This is a genomic window from Saccharopolyspora sp. NPDC003752, from assembly GCF_053605825.1.
The window spans coordinates 1-17,220 of the sequence record NZ_JBSGJZ010000004.1 but is presented as its reverse complement, the minus strand read 5'-3'; the positions used below and the strand labels follow the sequence as shown (position 1 = coordinate 17,220).

The following is a 17,220-nucleotide window of genomic DNA, read 5'->3' as shown; positions in this document are numbered from 1 at the left end:
GGATCTCTAGCGGCGGATCATCCGGGGCGCAGGCGGCCGGAGATCCAGGGCAGGGCGTCGGCGAAGGCCGTGCGCCAGACGTCGAAGGTGTGCTCGCCGCCGGGAATCACCACCAGTTCGGTGTCGATCCCGGCCAGGCGGGACAGCTCGGCGAGCCGGAGCGCGGCCGCTCGCGGCTCCGGGTCGTCGTCGCCGACCGCGAAGAAGCCGTGCAGCCCGGGGAACCGGCCGTGGGTCAGCAGCCAGGACGGCTCGTGGGCGTCGAACTCCCGCTGCGAGCCGCCGAACAGCGCGGCCGCGGTGCCTGCGGGATCGTTGGTGTCGCCGTCGCGCGGGCCGAGCAGCCCGCCGAAGTCCGCGAACGTCCCGAACAGCCCGGGATGGCGCAACGCGAGCATGATCGCGCAGCTGCCGCCTTCGCTGAGCCCCGCCACCGCCCAGTCCGGCCCGGGATCCCGGGCGAGGAACCGGTTGCCCACGAAGCGGGGCACATCGGTGGTCAGGTAGGTCTCGGCGTTGCCGCGGACGCCGTCGACGCATTCGGTGTCGTCGAACGCGCCGCCGTTGACGTCCGGGATCACCACGATCGGCGCCGCGCCGCCGTGCTGGGCCGCCCAGCGGTCGGCGGTCTGCTGCGCCTCGCCGCCGTCCAGCCAGTCCGCCGGGCCGCCGGGAGTGCCGTGCAGCAGGACGATCACCGGCAGCCTCGGCCGGGGCCGGGCGAACCACGCGGGCGGCAGGTACACGTTCGCCGGGCGCGCCTGGAATCCCGAGTCGCGCCCGGGGATGTCGATGGTGACCACCATGCCGGACTCCGGCGGCGTCGCCTGGGCGTTGAGCATCGCCAGCGAACCCGTGCTCTCACCGGCCACTCCGAGCGCCTGGGAGAGCGTCAGGTAGTACCCGAAGTACGCGTTCACCCCGACCAGGGCGTTCACCGCGAACAACACCACCACGAGCGGGATGAGCACGGCGCGCATCGCCCGTTCGCGGAACCGCCACACCAGCAGCACGAGCAACAGCAGCGCCGCGGCGAGCAGCAGCGCGCGCAGGGGCCACCAGTCGACGAGTGAGAGATCCGCGCAGAAATCGGCGATCCACCGCATTCCCGGCAACCTCCCAGAAAACCGACACCGACCGAAGTGGACGTTCGTCAGCGTACCGGGGTTTTCCCGGCACGAAACGCAAAAACCGGACCATAGTGCCGAAAACACCGATCAGCACTGCGATTTCGCCCGGTGGGCAATAATCGAACTCGTGCGAGTGGCATTGACGAGTGGCATAGGCCCGGGACCGCAGCTGCCCGCTTCGGTCACCGAACAGGCGGGCGGGCGCAGCCCGCTGGAATCCGTGGTGCTGGTGGCGGCGCTCGCGCTGCTGACCGTCGGCGCGATCGTGGTCGTCAAGCGGCGGAGAATGCGCCGGATCGCCCTGATCGTCCCGGTTCTGCTCGCGGTGCTGACGTGCGCGGCGGGCGTCAACAGCTACGTCGGCTACGTGCGGTCGTTCGACGACTTCGGGCGGTTGCTGATGCTCGCCAGCGGCGGCAACGGCGACGCCGAACCGGCCGCGCCGGCGGAGCCGGACCCGGTGCCGGGCGGCGTGCGGATCGCCGACGTCTCGCTGCCCGATCCCGGGCTCGGCGTGCCGACCGGCAGGACCAGGGTGCTGCTCCCGCCGGGCTACGACGATCCGGCGCACTCCGGCGAGCGGTATCCGGCGGTGTACCTGGTCCACGGCTATCCCAGCGGCGGCCCGGACGACTGGCTCGGCCCGGGTGGCGCGGTGCAGACCCTGCAGGCGCTGGCGGACGCGCACGCCGCGCGGCCGATGATCGTCGTGGCGGTGGACGCCACCGCGGGCACCGGCACCGACTGGGAATGCCTGAACGTGCCGGGCGGCCCGCAGCTGGAGTCCTACCTCACGACGACCGTGCCGCGGGAGATCGATGCCCGGTTCCGCACCCTGCCCGACCGGGGTGACCGGGCGATCGGCGGCATGAGCGGCGGCGCGTTCTGCGCGCTGAACCTGGGGCTGCGCAACCAGAACACCTACTCGGTGGTCCTCGCGAGCGAACCCTACGACGATCCCGGCACGACGCTGCTCGACGGCCATCCCGACCTGCTGCGGGCGAACACGCCGCGCGACTACCTGCCGACGCTGCAGGTGACGCAGCCGCTCGCGGTGATGCTGCACGCCGGCGTCGTCGCGCACTCCGATGTCGACCTCGCCAACCGGCTCGGCGAGCAGCTCGCCGCGCGCGGCGCGACGGTCGCGGTGCGCGCCGAACCGGGCGAATGGCACACCTGGCGCACGGCCCGCATCGGCCTGCCGTACCTGCTGGCCTTCGCCGCCGAGAACTTCACCGCCGGCCCGCGAAGTCCGTCCTGACCAGCGGGAAGGCCAGGGTTTCCCGGATCGAGCCGCCGGTGAGCAGCATGATCAGCCGGTCCACGCCCAGCCCCAGGCCACCGGTGGGCGGCATCGCGTACTCAAGCGCCGCGAGGAAGTCCTCGTCCAGTTCCATCGCCTCCGGGTCGCCGCCCGCGGCGTGCAGCGACTGCTCGGTGAGCCGGCGGCGCTGCTCGATCGGGTCGACCAGCTCGGAGTAGCCGGTGCCGAGTTCGGTGCCGAACGCGACCAGGTCCCAGCGCTCCGCCAGCCGCGGATCGTCCCGGTGCGGCCGGGTCAGCGGCGACACGTCGGCCGGGAAGTCGGTGTAGAAGGTGGGTTCGGCGGTGCGCGACTCCACCAGCCGCTCGTACATCTCCAGCAGCACCGCGCCGCGCTCCCAGTGCGCCTCGTACGGCACCGACGCCGCATCGCAGAGCTCCTGCAGGCGCGGCAGCCCGGTGTCGGCGGTGATCTCCTCGCCGAGCGCCGCCGAGACCGCGTCGTTGACCGGCACGACCGGCCAGTCGCCGTCGAGGCCGAACTCGCCGTCCGGGCCGATCGCCGTGGGCGCCCCGCGCGCGGCGGTGGCGGCGGCGAGCACCAGGTCGCGGCACAGCTCGCGCATCGTCGTGTAGTCGCCGAAGGCCTGGTACGCCTCCAGCATCGTGAACTCGGGGTTGTGCTTGTGCGACACGCCTTCATTGCGGAAGTTGCGGCCGATCTCGAACAGCCGCTCCACGCCGCCCACGCACAGCCGCTTCAGGTACAGCTCGGGCGCGATCCGCAGGTACAGGCGCATGTCGTAGGCGTTGCTGTGGGTGGTGAACGGCCGCGCGTTGGCGCCGCCGTGCACCGGCTGCAGCATCGGGGTCTCGACTTCGAGGAAATCCGATCGCACCAGCGTTTCCCGCAGCGCGTGCACCGCGGCGCCACGGGCGCGCAGGGCGTCGCGGGCGCCCGGTCGCATGATCAGGTCCACGTGGCGCTGCCGGACCCGGGCCTCGGGGTCGACCAGGCCGCGGTGCTTGTCCGGCAGCGGGTGCAGGCACTTCGCCGCCAGCCGCCAGTCGGCCGCCAGCACCGACACCTCGCCGCGCCGCGACGCGACCACCTCGCCGGTCACCGACACCTGGTCGCCGATGTCCACCTGCTGCCGCCACGCCTCCTGCAGCTCGGCCCCGGAGTCCTTGGTGGTGAGCATGACCTGCAGGTCGCCGGAGAAGTCCCGCAGCGTCGCGAAGCACACGCCGCCGTGGTCGCGCAGCAGCACCACCCGCCCGGCCACCGAGACCTGCTCGCCGGTCCTGGCGTCCGGCAGGAGGTCCCGGTGGCGGGTGGCGACGGCCCGGCAGCGCTCGGTGCGCGGCACCGCCACCGGATACGGCTCGATGCCGGCGGCGCGCAGCGCGTCCAGCTTGCCCCGCCGCACCTGCTGCTGTTGCGATCCGATGCGCTGCGGCTCTTCGCTTTCCGCTTGCAGCACCGGAACTTCCACCAGATCGTCCGATGTGGACCTCCGTCGCGGCGCGGGCAGGAAGCCTTCCGCGATCGCCGAGGCGATGCCGACCCGCGCCAGATCGCGCCGTTCGGCGAACGCCACGTAGCGCGGGAACCAGTGCGGCCGGTACTTGACGTTCGACCGGTACAGCGACTCCAGCTGCCACCACCGGGAGAAGAACAGCAGCAGGCCCCGCCAGGCCCGCAGCACCGGCCCGGCCCCGATGCGCGCGCCCTCCTCGAACGCGGCGCGGAACATCGCGAAGTTCAGCGAGATCCGCTCGACCCCGAGCCGCGGCGCGGCCTGCGCCAGCGAGCTGACCATGAACTCGACGACGCCGTTGTCCGCGTCGCGGTCGCGGCGCATGAGGTCCAGCGACAGCCCGTTGCGGCCCCACGGCACCAGCGACAGCAGCGCCACGGGTTCGCCGCGGTCGCTCACCGCCTCGACCAGCACGCAGTCGCCGTCCTGCGGGTCGCCGACCCGCCCCAGCGCCATCGAGAAGCCGCGTTCGCTCTCGGTGTCGCGCCAGGCCTCGGCCAGCCGCGCGATCTCGGTCATCTCCGCCGCGGGCACCTCCCGGTGCCGCCGGATGCGCGCGGTGTGCCCGGCCCGCTGGACCCGGCTCACCGCCTGCCGCACCGGGCGCATGTCCCGGCCGTCCAGCCCGAACTCCGCGACGTGCACCACCGCCTCGTCGCCGAGCTGCAGCACCTTCATCCCGGCGCGGGCGTACGCCGTGGCGCCGGGTTCGCTGACGCCCATCACCGCCGGCGTCCAGGTGTACTCCCGGCACATCGCCAGCCACTTCTCGATCGCCGGCCGCCAGGCCTCCGCGTCGCCCAGCGGGTCGCCGCTGGCCAGGCAGACCCCCGCGACGACCCGGTAGGTGACCGCGGCCTTGCCGCTGTCTGAGAACAGCACCGCCTTGTCCCTGCGGGTGGCGAAGTAGCCCAGCGAATCGCGTTCGCCGTGCTCGGCGAGCAGCTGCCGGACCTGCCGCTCCTCCTCGGGGCGCAGGGCGGCGGCCAGCCGCTGCGCGCGCAGCAGCAGGAACAGCGCGGTGAACAGGGCTGCCGTGCCGAAGAGGCCGAGGACGAAGTTGACCCAGCCGGGCGCGTGCCCGAAGCCGGTGACGTCGAAGTCGATCGCGCCGCCCAGCACCCGCTCGACGGTCCACGTCAGCCGCGCCTGCGCGCCCCGCAGCGAACCCGGGAACAGCGACACCAGGACGTATCCGAGGCCCACGAACGCGGCGATGAGCAGCACGAACACCAGCGCCGCCTGGTAGCCGCTGCCGCGTTTGGCGCGGCCGTAGAACTCGCCGCGCGACAGCCACAGCGGCACGAACGCCAGCGCCGAGACGGCGATGTTGGTGCTGAAGATCCACACGTGGTCGATCGGCACGTGGTAGCGGGCGCCCAGCTCGTCCATCCACAGCGCCTCGATGTGGTCGCCCAGCACCACGAGCACCACGATGTCGCCGATCACCTGCATGACCAGGATGCCGATCAGGATCCACAGCGCGAGCCGCTTGCGGCGCTTCAGCGCGGCCGCAAGCACCGCCAGGAACGCTCCGTACGCGATGTTCGGCGGCGCCGGGAACAGCACGTTGTCGACGAACCTGCGCACCGGTTGCACGTTCCCGAAAAGCGCCAGCCCGACCGCCGAGCTCACGCACAGCACCGCCACCACGAGCACCGCGCCGGCGGTGATACTCGGCATCTTGCTGCGCCACCGGCGCTGCGCGGTCTCCTCCTGCTGGACCACCGTGTTCCTCCCCGGCCGTGGATCGGCATCGCGGCCCGTCGGGGGCCGCTCGCCGACACCCAATCTACGACCGGCGGGGCACCGCGCGCCGCCGCCCCGACCGCACGTCGGGGGAATTTCGGTGATCTTGCTACCCATTTCGGCGATGTCCGCCCACAGAGGACCAAACGGCCGATTCGGATCCGCCGGTCAATTCCCGGCTTCGGCGAGCAGGCTCGCCAGCTGCTCCGGCCGGTTCGCGCCGCCCTGCGAGAGCACCACGCCCGATCCGGTGGTGACGACGGCGTACGGCGGGCCCGGAACGTTGTTGGCGTCGAACACGTCCGGCCCGGTCACCAGCGGCAGCGAGACGTCCTGCCGGTCCAGGTAGTCACGGACCTCGTCCGGCGCACCGTTGCTCAGCAGCACCACGGGCAACTTCCGCGCCGCGGCGCCGAACTCCGGCAGCATCAGCCGGCAATGCCCGCAGAGCGGGGAGATGTAGGCGAAGAGGACGCGGTCGCCGCCATCGGCGAACGCGGCGACGTCGGCGCCGATCTCCAGCACGGCACCCCGCGCCGGACCGTGCGGCGGGGCCTTCAGCAGTCCGGACAACCCGAACACCGCGGCCACCAGTACCGCACCCACCAGCACGTGCGCCGGCCCGACCGGGGCGTCACCCGCGAGGCAGGCGAGCACGGCGAGCACGAACAGCAGCGCGGTCCGGGTGACCGAGCCCGCGCCGATCGCTTCCGCCGCCTGGAAGCAGCCGCAGTCCACCCGCATCCCGCGCCGCAGCACGCTGATCATGCCGATCAGGAAAGCCGCGAACAGCCCGGCGGCCAGCACCGCGCCCCACACCCGCAGCGGCGGGATGACCAGCAGAACCGCGCTCAGCAGCTCGGCCGCGATCACGACGGGCGCCAGCGCCGGGGCCAGCCGGTCCGGGAAGATCCGGTACCCGGCGATGGACCGGGCGAACCCGCCGACGCTGCGCAACTTGCTGATCGCGGCGAACGCCAGCACGCCGCACACCGCGAGCGCCGCCGACCCGAACCAGTGCATCCAGCCACCTCTTTTCCTCGAAGCGGCAAGGGGGCCGCCACACGAAACGAGCCTGCCTCACGCCGAGCTGGGTTGTTCCGCGCGGTAGGCGGCGGCTTGGAGTTCGTAGAGCTGCGCGTAACGGCCGTTCACCGACATCAGCTCCGGGTGCGTGCCCTGCTCGACGACCTCCCCCCGGTCCAGCACGTAGATCCGGTCCGCGTAGCGCACGCTGGAGAGCCGGTGCGAGATCAGCACGACCGTGCGGCCCTCGGCGTGCTGGCGGATGCGTTCGAACAGCGCGTGCTCGGCGCGCGGGTCCAGCGCCGAGGTCGGCTCGTCGAAGATCATCAGGTCCGCGTCGCGGTAGAAGGCGCGGGCGATCGCGATCCGCTGCCACTGCCCGCCGGAGAGGTCGTGCCCGCCGTGGAACCGGCGGTCCAGCAGCGTGTCGTAGCCGTCGGCGAGCCGGGCGACGACCTCGTCCGCCCCGGCGGCGCGGGCGGCCTCGGCCAGCTTCTCGCCGTCGCGTTCCCGGCCCATCACGATGTTCTGCTCGGCGGTCAGCGGCCAACGGGTGTGGTCCTGCGCGATGACCGAGATCCGCTCCCGCAGCACATCGCCTGCGATCCCGGTGATGTCCGCATCGTTCCAGCGGATCGCGCCGGAGTCCGGTGTGTACAGTCCGGCCAGCAGCTTGGCCAGCGTGGTCTTGCCGGAACCGTTCTCCCCCACCAGCGCGACGACCTCGCCGCGCTCGACCGCGACGCTCACCCCGGACAGCGCGGGCGAATCCGCGCCCGGGTACCCGAAATGCACGGAATCCGCCGCTATGCGCCGGAATTCGCCCGGTTCCGCCGAGGTGCGCTCCGGCGGCACCCGCCGCTCCGCCAGCTCGCAGAACTCCAGGTAGTCGCCGAAGTAGAGCCCGGCCTCGTAGAGCTTGTTCACCGACTGCACCAGGCTCGTCAGCGACGACTGGCTGGCCCGGATCGCCAGCACCGCGGTGCCGACCACCGCCAGCGGGATGAGTCCGAACGCGAGCATCGCACCCAGCACCGCGTACACCGCGCCGAGGGCGATGCCGCCCATCAGGTCGCCGGACACCCTGGTGGTGGCCCGCTGCCAGGCGACGTCGAGCTCGATCCGCTGCTCGTAGTCGGCGATCCGGTCGTACTCGGCGAGCAGGAAGCGGCGCAGCGTGAAGGCCCGCACCTCGGCCGCGGGCGGCCGCTCGGCCATCAGGTCGGAGAGCATGAACTTGCGCCGCCGCGCGGTGGAGATCCGGCGGAACGCGGCGTAGCGCATCCGCGCCGAACGCAGCGCCGCCCACCCGTCGGGCACCGCCGTGACCAGCAGCAGCGGCATCAGCGCGGGGTGCAGGAGGCCGAGCGTGATCGCGCCCGAGAGCACGCCGATCGCGCCGGTGAGGACGTTGACCGTCATCTCCACGACCGTCGCCGAGTCGGGCACGCCGTTGTCCCGCGCCCGCTGCATGGAGTTGTGGAACTCCTCGTCGTCGAACGCGGTCAGCTCCACCCGCGTGGTCAGCCGGAACAGCCGCGTCTCGGCCAGCCGCTCGACCTGCGGTTTCAACCGCTCCTGCGCCCAGCTCGCCACGGCCATCAGCCCGGCGCGCAGCCCGGCGGCCCCGGCCACCAGCAGCAGCGCCGGGATCGCCGCGGTGACCCGCTGCGCGGTCGGGCCCGCGGCGAACAACGACTCCAGCACGTCGTTGGTGGCCAGCAGGCCGAACGCCGTGAAGAACCCGGCGAGCACGTTCAGCCCGAGCGTCGCCGCCGTGTCGAGCCGGCTGGCCCGCCAGGCGACCGCGACCGCATTGCCCACCAAGCCGGGCAACCGCCGCGCGATCGCGCCCAGCCCGGCGGACAGCATCTCCGAATCGTGCGCCTGCCAGTACGGCGCGACGAGATCAACCGGTTCGGGTGTTTCCCGCCGCCACCACTTCATCGGCGCCGGCCGACGCTCGAACAGCGTGCCGCACAACGACTTCGCCCCATCACGTTCGAGAAGTTAGACGAGCGGACACCGATCCGCAATCTCGTCGTTGTTACCCCGTTTGGCCCTAGGTATGCGAAGTGTCCTGTGCCAACAATTCTGGGGATTGCGCCGCGGGCGTCAGCACCGGCGGATCTCGACCTTTCATCCATGCCTGAAGCGAACCCGTTGGCGTGCAACGACAATCCACCGTCGCACCGGGAATCCTCAGAACGTCCCGCCAGATCGGCGGACGAGTTAGGAGCGAACATGTCCACCTTGCTGCTGGAGCCCCGCGACGCGGGAACCGTTGAAATCGAAGACATTTCGGTGGACTTCGAGATCGACCTCAAGGAGGTCCTGCACGGAGCGCAGGCGTGCGTGAACACCTGCAAGCGCACCGTGTGCAGCAGCTTCCCCTGCTGTCCGTCGATCATCTGACGACTACCGGAGAGCAATTCCGGGGGGCGGTTTCCCGCCAACTGCGGGAAAAACGGTAATTCGGCGAATCGCCGAAATCCGACAGCCGCGAAAGGAGTCAGGCAGATGCCCGTACTCGGACTGGAACCCCGGGATGCCGGAATCATCGAAATCGAGGGAATCTCGGTCGCCTTCGAAGGCGACATGAAGGTTCTGCACGGCGCACAGGGATGCGCGGACACCTGCAAGCGCACGGTGTGCACCTTATGGCCCTGCTGTCAGACACTCGTCTGAGCCTCGGTGACCAGGCGGCGGGAGGACCTCCGGGTCCTCCCGCCGCCGCGCAAATCGGATTCGACCAGGGAGCGGCACAGCATGGAGACGACGGCGACCGATTCGGACACCACCGTGCGGGATCGGCTGGCGGAGGCGGCGGAGCGCGACGGCCGGGAGGTGGCCGTCGACGAAACCTGGGTGAGCGTGCGGAAACCCGGTATCGCGGTGCCGGACCAGGGCTGGAAGCTGCACATCTCCGCGCGCCCGGGCACGCTCGCCGAGACGCTCGACCGCGCGCTGCCGCTGCTGCTGGCCTGGGACTGCGACTTCAAGGTCGCGCGCTCCCGACGGGTGCTGCACGAGCTCAACTCCGGCGACGCCGACCCGGCGACGGTCGGCAAGGCGATGACCGTCTACCCGCCGCAGGACACCGTGGTGCGGCTGGGAAACCTGCTGGCCGAAACGCTCGCCGGGATGACCGGCCCGCGGATCACCAGCGACCGGCGCATCCGGCCGGACGCGCCGGTGTACTACCGCTTCGCGCCGTTCCGGCCGCAGTACCGCGTCGACGAGAACGGCGACTTCGAACTCGTGGTGATCGGCCCGGACGGCGAGGTGGAGCCGGGCGCCGCGGGCGCCGAGTTCACCTGCCCGCCGTGGGCGAGCGACCCGTTCCGCCCGGAACCGGACCCCGAGCCGGAACCGGCCGCGCAGCCGACGACCGCGCGGCCCAGCGTGCTCGGCGGGCGGTACCGGCTCACCTCGGGAGTCCTGCGCGGACCGCGCGGAAACGTCTACCGCGCCGTGGATCCCGACGGCCGCGCGGTGGTGGTCAAGGAGGCCCGCGCCTACGTCGGGGAGAACATCAACGGCATCGACCTGCGCATGCAGCTGCGCAACGAGCGGCGCATCCTGCAGGCCCTGGACGGGGTGGACGGCGTGCCCGGGCTGCTCGACCACTTCCGGCACGGCGAGGACGAGTACCTGGTCATCACCGACGCCGGCACCCTCGACCTGAACCGGTACGTCGGCGAGCGGACCCGGTTCTTCGACGACGCCACCAGCGCGGACCGCGACCTGGGCGGGCTCGCCGCGCGGCTGGCCGAGATCCTCGCCGCCGTGCACGAGCGGGGCGTGGTGATCCGGGACCTGTCGCCGAAGAACGTGGTGCTCGACGACGACGGCCGCTGCACGCTCATCGACTTCGGCAACAGCTACTACGACGGTTTCCAGCTGCACGGCTGGACCCGCGGCTACAGCGTGCCGGACCAGCACACCGACCGGCAGGCGGAACCGGCGGACGACTACTTCTCCCTGGGCGCCACCCTGTTCTTCGCCGCCACCGGCATCAACCCGATCGGCGTCGACCAGGACCCGGCCCGGAACCTCGAACGCTCGCTGCTGTGCCTGGAACGCCTGTACCCGAACGCGACCGGGGTGCGCGCCCTGCTGCCCGGGCTGATCAGCCTCGATCCGGCCGAGCGCACGGCGGCCTTCGCCGACCTCCGCGCCGGTCGCCGCACCCGGCGCGGCTCCCGCCCCGTGGCGCCGGAACTCACCGCGGACCTGCTCGAATCGGTGCTGGAGCACACGATCCAGGAGTGCATCGGCGCGGCGGAGCGGATGGCGGCGTCGCCGACCGACGTCGGCCGCTCGGAGCCGCCGAAGACGAACGTCTACAGCGGATCCGCAGGCCTCGGCCTGGAGCTGCTGCACCACCCGCGTGGTGTGGCCGCCGGGCTGGAGCTGGCACGCTGGACGATCGCCGCGACGCCACCGGCGAAGCTGCCGGCCGCGATGTACTTCGGCCGCACGGGAACGGAGATCTTCCTCTCGACCGCCCGCCGGGCGGCACCGGACCTGCCGGTGTCCAAACCGATCGAACTCGCCGCCGACGAGCGCGGCGACTACATCCACGGCGTCGCCGGGATCGGCGCGGGCCACCTGGTCCTGCACGCCCTGGAACCGGACGCCGGACATCTCGCACAAGTTGACGAATGCGCGCGGCGGCTGCTCAGCGGCGAGACGCGCGCCACAGAGGACGCGGTCCCGGCCGCGGCGGACACCGGTGTCGCGCTGGAAGCCGGATTCGCCCACGGCAGTGCGGGAATCGCGCAGTTCCTCCTCGCCTACCACCAGCACACCGGCCACCCGGAGGCGGAAGCAGAGGCGGCGCGGCGGTTCTCCTCGCTCGCGGACGAGGTGACGGGGCTGATCGAGGTCCTGCGACGCCCGCCGGCGCGGCCGATGGCTGCGTCGTGGTGCCAGGGCATGTCGGGCGTCGTCTCGGCGCTCGTGTCGGCGGCGCAGCACTGGGACGACGACCGGTACTGGGCGCTGGCGAAGGACGGCGCCCGAGCCTGCCTCGGCCTGGCGCCGCAAGCGTGGGTGGTGTCGCAGTGCTGCGGCCTGGCCGGGATCGGCGAGGCGCTGATCGACCTGGCGATCGCCACCGAGGACGATGAATTCTGGTTGGGAGCAAGAGAAATCGCGGTGCACATGCTGGCCCGCAGCGGCGGTGACTTCACCAAGCCCGACTTCCCGGACAACTCCCTGGAGGCGGCCAGCGCCCCGTGGTCGACCGGCACGTCGGGAGTCCTGTCGTTCCTGCGCCGCCTGCACCACCGCGAAGGCGCCCGCCTGTGGACCACGACCTGGACCCCACCGATGTGACCGGGCCCCGGCGCTACCGCTGGTCGGCCCTGCCGGTGTCAGCCGTCGATCGCGGCCATGCGCTGCCTGCGGTGCGCGGCCATCCGGACCGGCGCGTTCGCCACGCCGTATCCGGCGTAGCCTCCGATCCGCTGGACGAGCTCGAAGAAGATCCGCGAGCCGAACAGTTCCGTGAACAGGTGCAGGTACTCACCGTGCTCGTCCCGGTCGTAGAGCACCGAGTTCGCCCGCAGCTCGGCCAGCAGGCACGGGTCCAGCTCCAGGCGCGCGTCGAGGTCGTCGTAGTAGTTGTCCGGCATCCGCAGCACCGGTGCTCCCCGCTCGCGCAGGGTGCGCGCCGCTGCCAGCACGTCTTCGCAGGTGAAGGCGATGTGCTGCGGGTCCCGGACCGCCGGCGCCCACTCCCCGCGGCGCACCAGGGTGCCGTTCAACGCGATTCGCACCGTGCCGGACGGGTCGAGCACAGCCCGGCTGCGCACCATCCCGAACGGCGCCGCGTACTCCACGACCGGCTCCGGCTCCAGCCCGAGGACCGAGCGGTAGAACAGCGTCGCCTCGTCGAAGTGGTCGAACGGCTGGGTCAGCGCGACGTGGTCGATGCCGGTGATGCCCAGCCCCCGCTCCGCCGCGGCCTCCGTGCCGGGGAAGTCCGACAGCCAGCTCTCGGTGTCGCAGAAGAACACCTCAGTGCCGTCCGGCGCCGCCACCGACGCCAAGTTGGCTTCCTCCGGGCCTCGGGACCGCGGCAGGATCGGCGCCCCCATCGCGTCCGCCCGCTCCGCGGACCGGCCGGGATCCGCGCTTTCCACCGCCAGTGCACCGATCGCCGCCGAGTCCGATGTGGACGACGAAGCGTTCAGCAGCACCCGGGCGCCGCCCTGCTCCCACAGCTGCACCGGCTTGCTGCGGTGCTTCCCGGTGAGCGAGAAGCCGAGCGACGTGAGCGCGTCGGCGAGCCGCGCCGAGGCGATCTCGTCGACGGCGAGTTCCGCGAAGGCGCAGCCGCCGAGCTCCGGTGCCGGCGCGGCGACCGGCATCCCGAGCTGCTCCTCCAGCAGCCGCAGCGACCGCATCGCGTCCACCGCCGCCGGTCCCGGGTCGGCCTGCCGGAAGACGTCGTTGAACACCTCCAGCGACAGCGGCCCCGCGTAACCGGTGGACAGCACGTTGCCGACGAAGGTCGGCAGGTCGAACGAACCCTGCCCCGGGAACAGCCGGTGGTGCCGGCTCCACTGCAGCACATCCATGTCCAGCCGCGGCGCGTCGGCCAGTTGCAGGAAGAACAGCTTCTCGCCGGGGATGGTGCGGATCAGCGCCGGATCGCTGCCCCGCGACAGCACGTGGAAGCTGTCCAGGCACAACCCGAGCGCCGGGTGGTCGGCGCGGCGCACGATCCGCCAGGAGTGGTCGTAGGTGTTGACGAACCGGCCCCACGCCAACGCCTCGTAGGCGACGCGCATGCCCCGCGCGGCGGCGCGTTCGGCGAGCAGGCGCAGTTGTTCGGCAGCCAGCTCGTCGTCGTCGACCGCGTCCGGCGAGACCGTCGAGCACACCAGCACCAGGTCGGCGCCGAGCTGCTCCATCACGTCGAACTTGCGCTCGGCACGCCGCAGGTTGGCCCGCAGCACGTCCGGCGGGACCGCCTCGAAATCCCGGAACGGCTGGTAGAGATCGATGGTCAGCCCGAGGTCGGCGCAGCGCCGCCGGATCTCGGCGGGCGAGGCGGCGGAGGCGATCAGGTCGTTCTCGAAGATCTCGACGCCGTCGAACCCGGCCGCCGCGGCGGCGATCAGCTTGTCCTCCAGTGTGCCGGACAGGCAGACGGTGGCGATCACCCTGCGGGCATCAGCGGTGGACATGCACACCTCCGGCGAGTTCGGCGAAGTGGCGGAGCATCCGCGCGGCATCCGGCTCGACGCCGGTGAACAGGCGGAACGAGTCGGCGGCCTGGAACACGGCCATGCCCCCGCCGTCGAGGACCCGGCAGCCGTTCGCCCGCGCGGCGAGCACGAGTTCGGTCTCCAGCGGCCGGTAGACGACGTCGGCCACCCACAGCCCGGGGCGCAGCAGCTCGGCGGGCACCGGCAGGCCGGGGTGCGCGGCCATCCCGGTCGGCGTGGCGTGCACGAAGCCGTCCGCCCAGGCCAGCGCCTCGGCGGCGGACTCCAGCGGGGCGGCTTCCGCGCGGTCCGCGCCGAAGCGCGCACGCAGCGACTCGGCCAGCGACTCGCTGCGCCGCGGGTCGACGTCGAGCGCGCGGAGCACCCCGGCGCCCAAGGTCAGCATCGCGTGCGCCACTGCGGCGCCGGCGCCGCCGGCGCCGAGGAGCGCGACGCGCTCCACCGGGGCGTCCGGCAAGCCCCGGCTGAAGCTGCGGGCGAAGCCGGACCAGTCGGTGTTGTGGCCGATCGCGCGACCGCCGGTGAAGACGACCGTGTTGACGGCGCCCAGCTCTACGGCGTCCGGCGAGAGCTCGTCGAGGTGCTCGATCACCGCCTGCTTGCCCGGGTGCGTGATGTTGAGGCCGTCGTAGCCGGCGGTGCGGGCGGCCGCCACCAGCTCCCCGATCGCCGCCACCGGCTTGCCCAGCACGTCCAGGTCCCACCGGCGGTAGAGGTAGCGGAGCCCGAGCTCCTCGGCCTCGCGCTCGTGCAGCGGCGGGCTCAGCGACGGGCCGATGCCCGATCCGATGAGCCCGACGAGGTAGCCGTCCTGGTTGCGCACCTGAGCTCCTCCTAATTAACGAACCAGCTAGTTAATAGTAGGCCGGAAGGCCCGATCCGGGAAGGGCCGCTGCACTACAGTGGGCGTCCAGCCCAAACCGCGAGGGAGCGCCGTGGCAACACCGACGTCCGACACCAGGGAGATCCGGCACCGCGATGCCGAGCGGACGCGCGCGGAGATCCTCGAGGTGGCCACCGCGGAATTCGCCGACAAGGGCTACGCCGGCGCCCGCGTGGACGAGATCGCCGCCCGCACCAGCACCACCAAGCGGATGATCTACTACTACTTCGGCGGCAAGGAGCAGCTCTACCTCGCCGCGCTGGAGAACGCGTACTCCGTGATCCGCGGCATCGAGCGCGAGGTCGACGTCGACGACCTGGACCCGGTCGAGGCGATCCGGCGGCTCGCCGAGCTGACCTTCGACCACCACGAGTCGCACCCGGACTTCCTCCGCCTGGTCAGCATCGAGAACATCCACCGCGCCGAGCACCTGGCCAAGTCCGAGCTGCTGCCCGGCCTGGCCACCCCGGCGGTGGACGTGCTGGGCCGCATCCTGGAGCGCGGCCAGACGGCCGGGCAGTTCCGCGCGGACGCCGACGCCCTCGACGTGCACATGGTGATCAGCTCGTTCTGCGTCTTCCGCACCGCGAACCGCTACACGTTCCAGGCGATCTTCAAGCGCGACATGCTCGACCCGGCCCGCCGCGACCACTACCGCACGATGCTCGGCGACCTGGTGCTCGACTACCTCACCGCGCGCTGATCTCCAGCGCGGACACCCACTCGGAACGCACCCTTGACAGGTGATGCGCCACACCTCACCCTTTGGGACTAACTAGATGGTTCATAAGTCGCCGGTCTGAGCAACGGTGCACGGATCCTTGGAGTTACAAGTGACGGACCACTCCACCGCCACGCAGGGCAAACCGCGCAAGGCCGCCGTCGCCGCGTGGATCGGCAGCGCCCTGGAGTACTACGACTTCTTCATCTACGGCACCGCGGCCGCGCTGGTCTTCAACAAGATCTTCTTCCCGGCCTCCTCCCCCGCGACCGGCACGCTGCTCGCGCTCGCCACCTTCGGCGTCGGCTACCTCGCCAGGCCGGTCGGCGCCTTCGTGCTGGGCCACATCGGCGACGTCTTCGGCCGCAAGCGGGTGCTGGTCTCCACGGTGCTGCTGATGGGCGTGTCCACGGTGCTGGTCGGCTGCCTGCCGACGTACCACCAGATCGGTGTGGCCGCGCCGGCCCTGCTGGTGACACTGCGCCTGATGCAGGGCTTCTCGGCGGCCGGCGAACAGGCGGGCGCGAACTCGATGACGCTGGAGCACGCGCCGCCGGACCGGCGCGCGTACTACACCAGCTTCACCCTCAGCGGCACCCAAGCCGGGCAGATCCTCGCGACCGCGGTCTTCCTGCCGGTGGCCGCGCTGCCCGAACATCACCTGCTGACCTGGGGCTGGCGACTGCCGTTCTGGCTCAGCGCTGCGGTGGTCGTCGCCGGCCTGCTGATCCGCCGCAAGCTCGACGAAACCCCCGTCTTCCAACACGAAGTGGCCGCGGGCGAGACCAAGCGGGCCAAGACGCCGCTCGTCCCGCTGTTCCGCGACCACTGGGCCAGCGTGCTGCGCGTCGTGGTCGCCTCGATGATCGCCGCGGTGAGCACGATCTTCACCGTCTACGCGCTCAGCTACGCGGTGAACACCGTCGGCCTGGCGAAGGCGCCGATCCTGTGGGTCGGCGTGCTGGCCAACATCGCGGCGCTGTTCGCCATCCCGCTGTGGGCGAAGCTGGCGGACCGGATCGGGCGCAAGCCGGTGTTCATCGGCGGCTCCCTGGGATGCGCCGTGCTGATGGCGGCGTACCTGTGGTCGCTGTCGCTCGGCGACTACGCGCTGATCTTCACCACCGGGATCCTGATGTTCGGCGTGGTCTACAGCGCCACCAACGGGATCTGGCCCGCGTTCTACGGGGAGATGTTCCCGGCGCGGGTGCGGCTTTCCGGCATGGCGATCGGCACGCAGATCGGGTTCGCCCTGGCCGGGTTCGCGCCCAGCATCGCCGAAGCCATCGGCGGCGGCCGGGACGGGTGGGTGAACGTGGCGCTGTTCACCGCCGGTCTTTGCGTGCTGAACGCCCTTGCCGTAGCCACCGGGCGGGAGACCTATCGGGTTCCCACCGAGGATCTGGGGTTAGCTTCCGGGCGTTCGTCTTCCTTTGGGGTTGGGGCTGGGACTCCGGCCGTTTGAGGTTTGGCTATGGGCAGGCTCTCGGGTTGGTTCCCGGGGGCCTGTTCTTTTGGGGTTGGGGTTGGGGTTGGGGTTGGGACTTTTAGAGGTTCGGCATCTTTTGGGGCCATCCCCGCGATGGGTGGATTGTGGGGGCTGCGGGTCGGAGGTCAAGCCCGGCCTCGCGGCCGCCCCTTCGGGGTTTCAGGCTTGACATCC

11 protein-coding genes are annotated in these 17,220 nt (G+C 71.6%); 5 read left to right on the top strand and 6 right to left on the bottom strand.

Annotation, left to right across the window (positions count from 1 at the left end; translation table 11 throughout):
• Positions 1 to 17: 17 nt before the first annotated feature.
• On the bottom strand, positions 18 to 1,106 hold the full coding sequence (locus ACWEV3_RS07050) for an alpha/beta hydrolase (protein WP_452612993.1): 1,089 nt from the start codon (positions 1,104 to 1,106) through the stop codon (positions 18 to 20).
• Positions 1,107 to 1,263: 157 nt separating this feature from the next.
• Between ACWEV3_RS07050 and ACWEV3_RS07045 the strand changes: the two genes are divergently transcribed.
• Positions 1,264 to 2,391, top strand: a complete 1,128-nt coding sequence (locus ACWEV3_RS07045) for an alpha/beta hydrolase (RefSeq protein ID WP_452612991.1) — start codon at positions 1,264 to 1,266, stop codon at positions 2,389 to 2,391.
• Here ACWEV3_RS07045 and lysX read toward each other — a convergent pair.
• From lysX to ACWEV3_RS07030, 3 genes are all read right to left on the bottom strand, one after another.
• Positions 2,363 to 5,617 (bottom strand): bifunctional lysylphosphatidylglycerol synthetase/lysine--tRNA ligase LysX, encoded by a 3,255-nt coding sequence (gene lysX, locus ACWEV3_RS07040; protein ID WP_452613204.1) that lies wholly within the window; start codon positions 5,615 to 5,617, stop codon positions 2,363 to 2,365. The genes ACWEV3_RS07045 and lysX overlap by 29 nt on opposite strands.
• Positions 5,618 to 5,851: 234 nt before the next feature.
• A complete protein-coding gene (locus ACWEV3_RS07035) occupies positions 5,852 to 6,706 on the bottom strand; it encodes a MauE/DoxX family redox-associated membrane protein (RefSeq protein ID WP_452612990.1) in 855 nt (284 codons plus the stop codon).
• Between the two features lie 57 nt (positions 6,707 to 6,763).
• On the bottom strand, positions 6,764 to 8,656 hold the full coding sequence (locus tag ACWEV3_RS07030) for an ABC transporter ATP-binding protein (RefSeq protein WP_452612989.1): 1,893 nt from the start codon (positions 8,654 to 8,656) through the stop codon (positions 6,764 to 6,766).
• 297 nt (positions 8,657 to 8,953) lie between these two features.
• Between ACWEV3_RS07030 and ACWEV3_RS07025 the strand changes: the two genes are divergently transcribed.
• Both ACWEV3_RS07025 and lanL read left to right on the top strand, forming a co-directional pair.
• The gene (locus ACWEV3_RS07025) at positions 8,954 to 9,124 is read left to right on the top strand and encodes a hypothetical protein (RefSeq protein WP_165968588.1); all 171 of its coding nucleotides are present in this window, start codon (positions 8,954 to 8,956) and stop codon (positions 9,122 to 9,124) included.
• A gap of 354 nt (positions 9,125 to 9,478) precedes the next feature.
• Positions 9,479 to 12,052, top strand: coding sequence for a class IV lanthionine synthetase LanL (lanL, locus tag ACWEV3_RS07020; protein ID WP_452612988.1), 2,574 nt, complete (start codon positions 9,479 to 9,481; stop codon positions 12,050 to 12,052).
• 38 nt (positions 12,053 to 12,090) lie between these two features.
• Here the strand turns inward: lanL and ACWEV3_RS07015 are convergent, their stop codons facing one another.
• Positions 12,091 to 13,911, bottom strand: a complete 1,821-nt coding sequence (locus tag ACWEV3_RS07015) for a bifunctional sugar phosphate isomerase/epimerase/4-hydroxyphenylpyruvate dioxygenase family protein (protein WP_452612987.1) — start codon at positions 13,909 to 13,911, stop codon at positions 12,091 to 12,093.
• On the bottom strand, positions 13,898 to 14,776 hold the full coding sequence (locus ACWEV3_RS07010; RefSeq protein ID WP_452612986.1) for a shikimate dehydrogenase: 879 nt from the start codon (positions 14,774 to 14,776) through the stop codon (positions 13,898 to 13,900). The genes ACWEV3_RS07015 and ACWEV3_RS07010 overlap by 14 nt, the downstream gene beginning before the upstream one ends.
• 112 nt (positions 14,777 to 14,888) lie before the next feature.
• Between ACWEV3_RS07010 and ACWEV3_RS07005 the strand changes: the two genes are divergently transcribed.
• Together ACWEV3_RS07005 and ACWEV3_RS07000 are read left to right on the top strand one after the other, a co-directional pair.
• A complete protein-coding gene (locus ACWEV3_RS07005; RefSeq protein WP_452612985.1) occupies positions 14,889 to 15,539 on the top strand; it encodes a TetR/AcrR family transcriptional regulator in 651 nt (216 codons plus the stop codon).
• 130 nt (positions 15,540 to 15,669) lie between these two features.
• Positions 15,670 to 17,022 (top strand): MFS transporter, encoded by a 1,353-nt coding sequence (locus tag ACWEV3_RS07000; protein ID WP_452612984.1) that lies wholly within the window; start codon positions 15,670 to 15,672, stop codon positions 17,020 to 17,022.
• The last annotated feature ends 198 nt before the right edge of the window (positions 17,023 to 17,220 follow it).

Bases quoted from the DNA above. Each gene is read 5' to 3' on its own strand.
- lysX (WP_452613204.1), bottom strand. From the start codon at position 5,617: ATGCCGAGTATCACCGCCGGCGCGGTGCTCGTGGTGGCGGTGCTGTGC.
- ACWEV3_RS07035 (WP_452612990.1), bottom strand. From the start codon at position 6,706: ATGCACTGGTTCGGGTCGGCGGCGCTCGCGGTGTGCGGCGTGCTGGCG.
- ACWEV3_RS07025 (WP_165968588.1), top strand. From the start codon at position 8,954: ATGTCCACCTTGCTGCTGGAGCCCCGCGACGCGGGAACCGTTGAAATC.
- ACWEV3_RS07015 (WP_452612987.1), bottom strand. From the start codon at position 13,911: ATGTCCACCGCTGATGCCCGCAGGGTGATCGCCACCGTCTGCCTGTCC.
- lanL (WP_452612988.1), top strand. From the start codon at position 9,479: ATGGAGACGACGGCGACCGATTCGGACACCACCGTGCGGGATCGGCTG.
- ACWEV3_RS07050 (WP_452612993.1), bottom strand. From the start codon at position 1,106: ATGCGGTGGATCGCCGATTTCTGCGCGGATCTCTCACTCGTCGACTGG.
- ACWEV3_RS07030 (WP_452612989.1), bottom strand. From the start codon at position 8,656: ATGAAGTGGTGGCGGCGGGAAACACCCGAACCGGTTGATCTCGTCGCG.